Here is a 5,434-nt window from a genome sequence, read left to right as displayed (position 1 = left end):
CTTTCGATCGGAACAGCTTCGTCTGTAAATCGTAATGCTTCGCGAGCGCTTCCTGGATCGGCGTCCCGAGTCCGTTCATCGCTGCTTCCTTCGTCGCCTGCACCGACAGCGGCGAGCATTCCATGATCGCGCCCGCCCATTTTTCGGCCGTTGAAATTAGATCCTTCAGCGGTACCACTTCGTTCGCGATTCCGAAGCGGAGCGCGTCGGCGGCGGTGATGTGCTTGCCGGTCAGCATCATGCCCATCGCGATCTTAAGCGGAATCTGGCGCGGCAGGCGATGGACGCCGCCCGCTGCGGCCATCAGGCCGACGCGCGGTTCCGGCAATCCAAAACGCGCGTGCTCGGCGGCTATGATGATATCGCACGAGAGCGCGATTTCGAATCCGCCACCGAGCGCGAATCCGTTCACCGCCGCGATGATCGGCTTGTAGATGTCGTAGCGCGCGGTGATTCCGGCGAAGCCACCCTTGCCGCGAATGGACCTCTCCAGTTCCCCGCGATTCTCAGCGGTCCAGCGCAAATCGTTACCTGCTGAGAACCCCTTGTCGCCGGCGCCCGTAACGATCGCCACCCACGCCGACTTGTCCGCGACGAAGTCGTCCCACACGCTGTCCATCTCGACGTGACACGGCGGATGCAAGGCGTTCATCCGCTCGGGCCGGTTGAACGTGATATATGCAATATGGTTGCGCTTCTCGTATTTGATGAATTTCAGATCCATTCTTTTCACAGCCTCTGTTGATTCTAGTTCAGGAACCTAACCCCTTCCCGCGCGGGAAGGGGGACCGGATTGTTGGTATCTTACTGCTCATCGAGGAGTTCGAAAAACGCATCGATGCTTTGCATCAGTTGGCGCCGGATTTGAACGCGCGTGCCTTCGATCAGATGCATCGTGACGCGTCCGCTGGTGCCGTCGGCCAGGTTGACCCGCGCATCCTCGACGCCGGCGACGCTGCCCGGGGCGAAGATGCGCATCCCGTAAACCAGCGAGCCGCGCTGCGACGATCCTTTCACCAGAGTCAGCTTACGCGCCATCGGGGTCTCCCTCGTTCATATTCGATGCTCTATAGCATAACGTTGACAATCAAGGATGGCGCCCCCAGAATCGCGCCGATGGATGGAATGTCGATAAGAACCCTGCCCCTGAAAAACGCCCGATTTCCCCGCTTTGCCCTGCTCGCGATAGTGTCGGCATCGCTGATTTTCGCTGGATGCGGCGTCGCATACCAGGCTGGTACCCGGCTCAAAGCGACGCGGATGTCGGATTCGCTGCAGGTCGGCCAGACCTCGCCACAGGTGCATCATTCGTGGGGTGAGCCGGATATTCGGACCTATTTGCCGGGCGAAACCGAGGTCTGGAGTTACCCCTATAAGCCCAACAGCAACGACGTTACCGCCGCATTGCTGTACACCTCGTCCAAGGACGGCGACAAAGGCACCTTCCTCGATTTGAAGTTTGTCGGGGGTAAACTCGTCTCATGGCAGGAAGCCGAGCATACTCTGCCGGCCAAGGGACATACGGGGATGGGGTTTGGGATCAACCAGGGGCCGATCGGGAACGGGACCGAGACGCAGCCCGGCGCCGTGCACTACTAGTCGCAGCGATGGCTAAAACCGTCGGGTGCCATGGGGAACGCATACTTGCAACTAGCCGGAACCATCCTGTCTAATTGAGCCCCGAAGGGGGGAATGGTGGTATGTTCGGTGGGGTGTCATTGTCGTTGAAAATGACTCGATATGACTTGAATCGACGCGGCGTGGCGTCGGCGGGCGTGCGTGCCTGATGGCGACTGCGCGCAAGAGTTTCGAGGCGATTTTGCTCGATCGCTCGTGGGTCTCCGCGCAGGACTTGGATAAGGCGCGCCAGCGCAAGAAACCCGGACAGGAGCTGGCAGACGTACTGGTCGAGATGGGCGCGCTGGAGCCGCAACGGCTGGCGCGCGCACTCGCGCAGGAATACCGGCTGCCCTTCCAGGCACATATCGACGAGAACTCGCTCGATTCCAAGCTCGTCTCGAAGATTCCGATAAACTACGCCAAGAAGAACCGACTGCTGCCGCTGTCGATCGTTGACGGCACGGTAACCATCGCGATCGCCGACCCGGCCAACTTCGAGCCGCTCGACGACTTGCGAATCCTGTTCGGTACGCAGATACAAGCGCTGGTCGCACCAGCCGAAGTAATCGCCGAGGCAATCAACCGCGCCTACGACCAGGCGTCGGCCACTTCGGCCGAAGATCTGATGATCGATCTGCAGGAAGAGCGGCTCGACGTGGTCGCCAACGAACTCGCGTCAGAGCCGCTGGACTTGCTCGAGTCCGACGATTCGGCGCCGATTATCAAGCTCGTCAACGGCGTGCTGTCGCAGGCAGTCAAGGACCGCGCGTCGGACATTCACGTTGAAGTTTTCGAAAAGGAAATGGTTGTGCGCTTCCGCGTGGACGGCATGATGTACGACGTGCTGTCGCCGCCCAAGCGTTTCCAGCCGGCGATCACCTCGCGCGTCAAGGTCATGGCGGGCCTCAATATCGCCGAGAAGCGGCTGCCGCAGGACGGCAGAATCCGTCTTAGGATCGCGGGCCGCGACATCGACTTGCGCGTGTCGTCGATACCGACAGCGTTCGGCGAGCGGATCGTGTTGCGACTGCTCGACCGCGCGCAGGCGGTCGAAGCTATCAACCTCGACCATCTTGGTTTCTCGGGAGACAATCTTCAGCGGCTCGATCGGTTAATCCGGCAGAGCCACGGGATTATCCTGGCGACCGGACCGACCGGCTCGGGCAAATCGACGACGCTGTATGCGTGTCTCACTCGAATCAACTCGCCTGAAAAGAATATCATCACGATCGAAGATCCGATCGAGTACCAGTTGCGCGGCGTCGGCCAGATGCAGGTGAATCCGAAAATCGAGCTGACCTTCGCCAGCGGCCTGCGCTCGATACTGCGCCAGGATCCCGATGTGATCATGGTCGGCGAAATCCGCGACAGCGAGACCGCCGAAATCGCAATCCAGGCCGCGCTCACCGGCCATCTTGTGTTCTCGACGCTCCACACCAACGATTCGTTCGGCGCGGTGACGCGGTTGGTTGACATGGGAATCGAGCCGTTCCTGGTCTCGTCGTCGATTCTCGCCGTGCTGGCGCAGCGGCTGGTCCGCAAGCTCTGCGTCGATTGCCGCGAGCCCTACAAGGCCAGCGAAACCGAGCTCGCGCGAATCGGACTCAGGGGCGTGCAGGCCGAGAACAAGATTTGCCGTCCCAAGGGATGCCGCAATTGCCGCAACACGGGATATCGCGGCCGAATGGCGATACAGGAATTGATGATCATGGACGACGAGATCCGCGCGCTCGTGATGCAGAACGCCGACGCCGCGACGCTGCGCCGCAAGTGCACCAGCGTCGGCATGACTCTCCTGCGCCAGGACGGCGCGGCTCGCGTGGTGCGCGGCGAGACTTCGATCGAGGAGTTGCTGCGGGTCACCCAGGAAGATATCGACTAGAGCGCCCGCTTAATTTTTTTCACCGATGCCAGTATTTGCTTATCGAGGTCTTGGCGCCGACGGACGTTCCGTCAATGGCGTAGTTGATGCTGACAGCGCGCGCTCCGCGCGTGGTAAGCTGCGCTCGCAGGGAGTTTACCCGACCGACCTCAACGAGGAATCCAACGCCGCCCAACGCCAGGCCGCCAAGCGCGAGTGGCTGCCCTCGCTCTGGCGGCGCAAGATGCCGGCGTCGGACCTGGCGCTGCTCACGCGGCAGTTGAGCGCGTTGCTCGGCGCGGGCGTACAGTTGGTCGATGCGCTCAGCGCGCTCAGCGATCAATCGTCGCGCGCCGCGACCAAGCGGATGCTCTCGCAGGTGCGCGAGCGCGTGCGCGAGGGATCGTCGCTGGCCGACGCGCTGAGCAACCATCGCGACGTCTTCTCAGACCTCTACATCGGGATGGTGCGCGCGGGAGAGCAGGCCGCGGCGCTCGAGGCGGTGCTCGACCGGCTCGCGGAGTACAGCGAACGCCAGAACGAATTCGTCACCAAGGTGCGCGGCGCGCTGACCTATCCGATCATCATGATGTGCGTCGGCACGGGAATCATGGCGTTCCTGGTCGCGTACGTGGTGCCGCAGGTCGCGACTATTTTCGAGCAGCAGCACGCCGCGCTGCCGCTGGCGACGCGAATCCTGATTACATTTTCGGGCCTTGTCACGGGCTACTGGATTCCGCTGGCGCTTTTGCTGGTTGGAATCGTGGCAGGATTCACCGCCGCGATGGCGACCCCGCGCGGCCGCCGAATTTACGACACCGCGATTCTGAAGGTGTACTACATCGGGCCGACGCTGATTCGAATTATCTGCGCGCGCTTCGCACGGACGCTGGCCACCCTGCTCGCCAGCGGCGTCCAGTTGCTGCCGTCGCTCGACGCGGTCAAAGGAGTAGTGACCAACGGCCTGCTCAAGGACGCCGTCGAGCAGAGCCGCGAGAGTATTCGCGAGGGCCACGGCATGGCGCAGACGCTGGCGCGCAGCGGCCTGTTTCCGCCGCTGCTGATCGAGATGATCCGCGTTGGCGAGCGTTCCGGCGAACTCGAGCGGATGCTCGAACGCGTCGCCGACAACTACGAGCGCGAAGTCTCGCATTCGCTCAGCCAGATGACCACCGTGCTCGAGCCCGTGATGACGATAGCGATGGCGGCTGTTATCGTGTTCATGATGCTGGCGGTGCTGATGCCGATCTTCCAGCTCAACCAGTTGATGCAATGATGAAAATGAATAACGCGCCGGAGGTAACCGCGATGAAATCACGCCGATACAATCAGGATGGTTTCACCCTGATTGAAATCATGGTGGTTATCCTGATCCTCGGCCTGCTCGCGACGATCGTCGTGCAGAGCCTGCGCGGTGCCGCCGACAAGGCCAAACGCACCAAGGCGCAGGCCGACCTCGCCGAGATCAAGACCGCGCTCGATCGCTACTACCTCGACAACGGCTACTACCCGACCACCGACCAGGGATTGAACGCGCTGGTATCGCCGCCGACCAACGGCCGTGTGCCCGCCAACTACGAGAGCGGCGGCTATATCGAGCGCCTGCCGAAAGATCCGTGGGGGACGCCCTATTTCTACCAGAGCGACGGTAATTCGTACGTGCTGAAGTCGTTCGGCGCGGACGGCGTCGAAAGCGCGGACGATATCGACGGCAGCCAGTCGTCGTGACGACGCAATGAAGTGCCGGCCCGGGCCAGCTCCTCGCCGCGCCAGGTTGCACGCGGGTTTTGGCGCAACGTCCGCCGCGCCGGGCTTCACGCTGCTTGAACTCCATGCATATTCCTTGGACCGACTGACGACTGGCGGCGATATCGCGGTCGCCGCCGCGGCCGACGCCGCGGATTTTGCCGCGTCCAATTCTTCACAGACACGCTGGACGCGAGGATCGAAGAC

6 protein-coding genes are annotated in these 5,434 nt (G+C 61.8%); 4 read left to right on the top strand and 2 right to left on the bottom strand.

The window, feature by feature from the left end:
- Window positions 1-724, bottom strand: a 724-nt coding sequence (locus VIW95_RS12020) for an enoyl-CoA hydratase-related protein (RefSeq protein ID WP_331586763.1), incomplete at its 3' end; no start/stop codon positions are given.
- Window positions 725-804: 80 nt separating this feature from the next.
- Complete coding sequence (locus VIW95_RS12015) at window positions 805-1,038, bottom strand: hypothetical protein (protein ID WP_331586761.1); 234 nt, start codon at window positions 1,036-1,038, stop codon at window positions 805-807.
- An 87-nt stretch (window positions 1,039-1,125) separates the two neighbouring features.
- Between VIW95_RS12015 and VIW95_RS12010 the strand changes: the two genes are divergently transcribed.
- From VIW95_RS12010 to gspG, 4 genes are all read left to right on the top strand, one after another.
- Window positions 1,126-1,599: a hypothetical protein gene (locus VIW95_RS12010; RefSeq protein WP_331586759.1), complete on the top strand. Its 474-nt coding sequence runs from the start codon at window positions 1,126-1,128 to the stop codon at window positions 1,597-1,599.
- Between the two features lie 187 nt (window positions 1,600-1,786).
- The gene (gspE, locus tag VIW95_RS12005) at window positions 1,787-3,502 is read left to right on the top strand and encodes a type II secretion system ATPase GspE (protein ID WP_331586757.1); all 1,716 of its coding nucleotides are present in this window, start codon (window positions 1,787-1,789) and stop codon (window positions 3,500-3,502) included.
- A 25-nt stretch (window positions 3,503-3,527) separates the two neighbouring features.
- Entirely contained in the window at window positions 3,528-4,757 is a 1,230-nt protein-coding gene (gspF, locus tag VIW95_RS12000) for a type II secretion system inner membrane protein GspF (RefSeq protein ID WP_331586755.1), read from the top strand.
- 32 nt (window positions 4,758-4,789) lie between these two features.
- Entirely contained in the window at window positions 4,790-5,209 is a 420-nt protein-coding gene (gene gspG, locus VIW95_RS11995; protein WP_331586753.1) for a type II secretion system major pseudopilin GspG, read from the top strand.
- The last annotated feature ends 225 nt before the right edge of the window (window positions 5,210-5,434 follow it).

It is taken from the genome of Binatus sp. (SeqCode), from assembly GCF_036522015.1.
In the GTDB taxonomy this organism is placed as follows: Bacteria; Desulfobacterota; Binatia; order Binatales; family Binataceae; genus Binatus.
Note: the sequence above shows the minus strand (reverse complement) of the source record. Positions and strands in the feature narration are given on the sequence as shown.

Excerpts from the sequence above, each read along its gene's own strand:
- VIW95_RS12015 (WP_331586761.1), bottom strand. The coding sequence starts at position 1,038 with ATGGCGCGTAAGCTGACTCTGGTGAAAGGATCGTCGCAGCGCGGCTCG.
- VIW95_RS12010 (WP_331586759.1), top strand. The coding sequence starts at position 1,126 with ATGTCGATAAGAACCCTGCCCCTGAAAAACGCCCGATTTCCCCGCTTT.
- gspE (WP_331586757.1), top strand. The coding sequence starts at position 1,787 with ATGGCGACTGCGCGCAAGAGTTTCGAGGCGATTTTGCTCGATCGCTCG.
- gspF (WP_331586755.1), top strand. The coding sequence starts at position 3,528 with ATGCCAGTATTTGCTTATCGAGGTCTTGGCGCCGACGGACGTTCCGTC.
- gspG (WP_331586753.1), top strand. The coding sequence starts at position 4,790 with ATGAAATCACGCCGATACAATCAGGATGGTTTCACCCTGATTGAAATC.